Origin of the sequence: uncultured Campylobacter sp., from assembly GCF_938018035.1 — a bacterium.
GTDB lineage: Bacteria > Campylobacterota > Campylobacteria > Campylobacterales > Campylobacteraceae > Campylobacter_B.
Genome location: NZ_CALIJF010000159.1, coordinates 1 through 2786 on the forward strand (window position 1 = coordinate 1; position 2786 = coordinate 2786).

Consider the following 2786-nt stretch of genomic DNA (forward strand, 5'->3'; position numbering starts at 1 on the left):
TTGGAGCGAAAACGTTAAAATTTCCATTTAGCGCAAGACGCTTTTTTAGATGCGACCCGATAAAACCGCTACCGCCCGTGATGAATAGATTCATCTGCTACTTAGCCTTTTTTCTAAGTCTTCTATACGCTGTTCATCCTCAGCTTTTATCCTTGCATAAAATCTTCTTTTTGACTTTAGCCACAACAGTTCAAATTTTAGTGCCGTATTGATTCCTTCGCGCGGATTGGCATTAATAGAGTCTATAGCAAAAACTACTTTGCGGGTTTCATATTTGTCTATTAAATTTTCTGCTTTTAGAGTCTTGATAAAATCAATAGATTTAGCCGTAATATTTCCGCCTATTGCAAATTTTAAACCTTTCGCTTTTACGGCGCGAGATACTCGCTGAACAGCATTTAAAATTTTCTCATTATCTACATCTTTTTTAGCCAAACCGCATGACTGCGCAAAATCGCTTCTACCGAATGTAATGCTTCTTAGTAGCGAAATTTTTTCTAATTTTAAAATTTCATCTATGTTTTCTACCGCAGTTTTTGTCTCGATATTTATAGCAAAATCTATATAATCTCGGTTGTCTGGATTTATCAAATTTTCTATAACTCCTAGATATTTATAAACAGCATACGGGGTTTCTACCATAGGCGCAATAAGGCCCTCTACGCCCAAAATGATACCATTATAAATATCCGTAACCGCCTCAGCTCCACCGATCTTTAAGATGATAGGCAAATCTGCTCGATTGGCAATATCTCGCAAACGCATCATCTCCTCCATACGACTTCCCTCGGCTTCAAACTCGGCCTTTAACTCAAATACGCCATATTCGTTTTTAAGCCTTTTAAGTACGTCTATCATCTCAAATTCATTTATATTCATACCTCTTCCTCCAATACGCTTAATATCATTTTAATATCGCCCATATACTTACTATTCCTCTCTACATATCCCCAATCGGGCTGTAATAACTTAAGTCCTTTTATGTGCTCACATTTTTTTAAATGCATTTCTGAATCATCTATAAAAATCCCGCTATCGCCATCTTTCAAAATTGAATTTATTATATTAGCTTTTGAATTAAATTTAGCAAATATATCTGCCCCCAATATATTATCGTTATTTATAAATTGAATATTAAATCTTTTGGCTAAATCCAATACAGTTTTACTATCTTTAGTAGTTACAATAAAAGTCTGCCGATTCAGTTTCATATTTGATAGCTCCAATAAAAACGGATATGGCCTATTCAAAGCCAACCAATTTTCATAGTTATTTGCTTTTAACTTTTTACGAGTCTCAAAAAAGTCTTTTTCAAATTTTTTTGCTTCATTGTTATAATCAAAAGCTAAAAGCTCTTTATTGTTATTAGTTATAGCTGTCATAACGAAATAATAATTCCATGCCGGACCCACATGAGGTCTAAATCTTAAAAATTCGGCATATTGCTTTTCATCAAATTTTTGCCTTAAAAAACTTGGCGTAGATCTACAAACCTCATAGGCTTCACGTACAGTATCAAAAAGGACGCCGTCAAAATCCAAAAATAAAAATCTCATATCAATCCAAAGGCTTTACTATCATATTTTTATAAAATTCATCTCGAGGTAAAAATGGAGCAAGATCTTCCAATGGTTTTGATATCATAGTCCCATCCCGAAGCTTCATAGATGCAACTTTTGGCCCTATGGCTTCATTAGGCGGCAGCATCACTTCGCAAAACACCGATCCCTCACATGATAAAATTTCATCTATTTTTGCATTGGCATCATCGTTATTTTTAATTTGAAATACTTTAAAGCCATAAATTTTAGCGAGCGCCTTCATATCCGGTATACTTACACCACTTATAGGACTTTCACCGACAAAATTGTTATTGAAATAATTATGTTGAGTTATGCGTATAGAGAGGTATCCATTGTTGTTATACATAAAAATTTTAACGGGAAGCCGATAATGAATAATAGTTTGCAATTCCTGGATATTCATCTGAATGCTTCCATCACCGGTTAAGCATATAGTTTGTCTTTTATTATTTGCTACGCATGCACCAATTAGTGCCGGCAAATCATAGCCCATAGAAGCACATCCGACATTTGCAAAAAGCCTATCACCTGCTCGTACCGGATAGCTCTGAAATGTTGATGTATATGCTATGCCATTACCGGTAAGCAAGAGAGAATTTTTTGGTAATTTCTCCGAAAGTAATCTTGGAAAATAATATGAACTGACATAATTCTTCTCTTTCAATACGGACTTATCAAAAACAGGATATTTCATTTTTATTCTATTACAATATTTAAGCCAGTCTCCAATTTCTAGATTTAAATCTCTAGCTTTTTCTCTAAGATCATTTATAAAAACCTTTGCATCGGATTTAATTTTTATATCCGGAATAAAAGTTTTTTTATTAAGTTCGTTTTCATCTATATCAATCATAATTTTTTTGGCTTCTCGCGCAAAAAATTCCCAATTAAAGCTCAAAATTCTAAGATTTAATCTTGTACCTAATACTATTACCAAATCGCTATTTTGAATTACAAAATTCCCGGCCCTCTCACCTAAAATTCCCGGTCTACCAAAAAAATACTTATTTGAAGTTTCTATTAAATCAACTCCTGAAATAGCAGTCAAAACAGGGATTTTTAACTCGTCAATCAAGGCTCTAAAATCATCTTTTGCATTGGCTAACCTCACTCCGTTACCCACAATGATAACGGGGCGTTTAGCAGCTTTTAACGCATCTAGAACCTGCGGGATTTTTGTGTCGAATTTTGGCTCTTCTGGAA

The 2786-nt window shown here is 34.2% G+C and carries 3 protein-coding genes; all 3 read right to left on the bottom strand.

Translation table 11 applies throughout. From position 1 onward, the window contains the following. Positions 1-90 precede the first annotated feature (90 nt). A complete protein-coding gene (locus tag Q0257_RS05045) occupies positions 91-879 on the bottom strand; it encodes an aldolase/citrate lyase family protein (protein WP_298022334.1) in 789 nt (262 codons plus the stop codon). Continuing rightward, positions 876-1556, bottom strand: coding sequence for a hypothetical protein (locus tag Q0257_RS05050; RefSeq protein ID WP_297922908.1), 681 nt, complete (start codon positions 1554-1556; stop codon positions 876-878). Before Q0257_RS05050 ends, Q0257_RS05045 begins: the two co-directional genes overlap by 4 nt. Position 1557: 1 nt before the next feature. After that, positions 1558-2786: thiamine pyrophosphate-dependent enzyme (locus Q0257_RS05055; RefSeq protein WP_298022338.1), on the bottom strand; the 1229-nt coding region annotated here is incomplete at its 5' end.

Bases quoted from the DNA above. Each gene is read 5' to 3' on its own strand.
- Q0257_RS05045 (WP_298022334.1), bottom strand. From the start codon at position 879: ATGAATATAAATGAATTTGAGATGATAGACGTACTTAAAAGGCTTAAA.
- Q0257_RS05050 (WP_297922908.1), bottom strand. From the start codon at position 1,556: ATGAGATTTTTATTTTTGGATTTTGACGGCGTCCTTTTTGATACTGTA.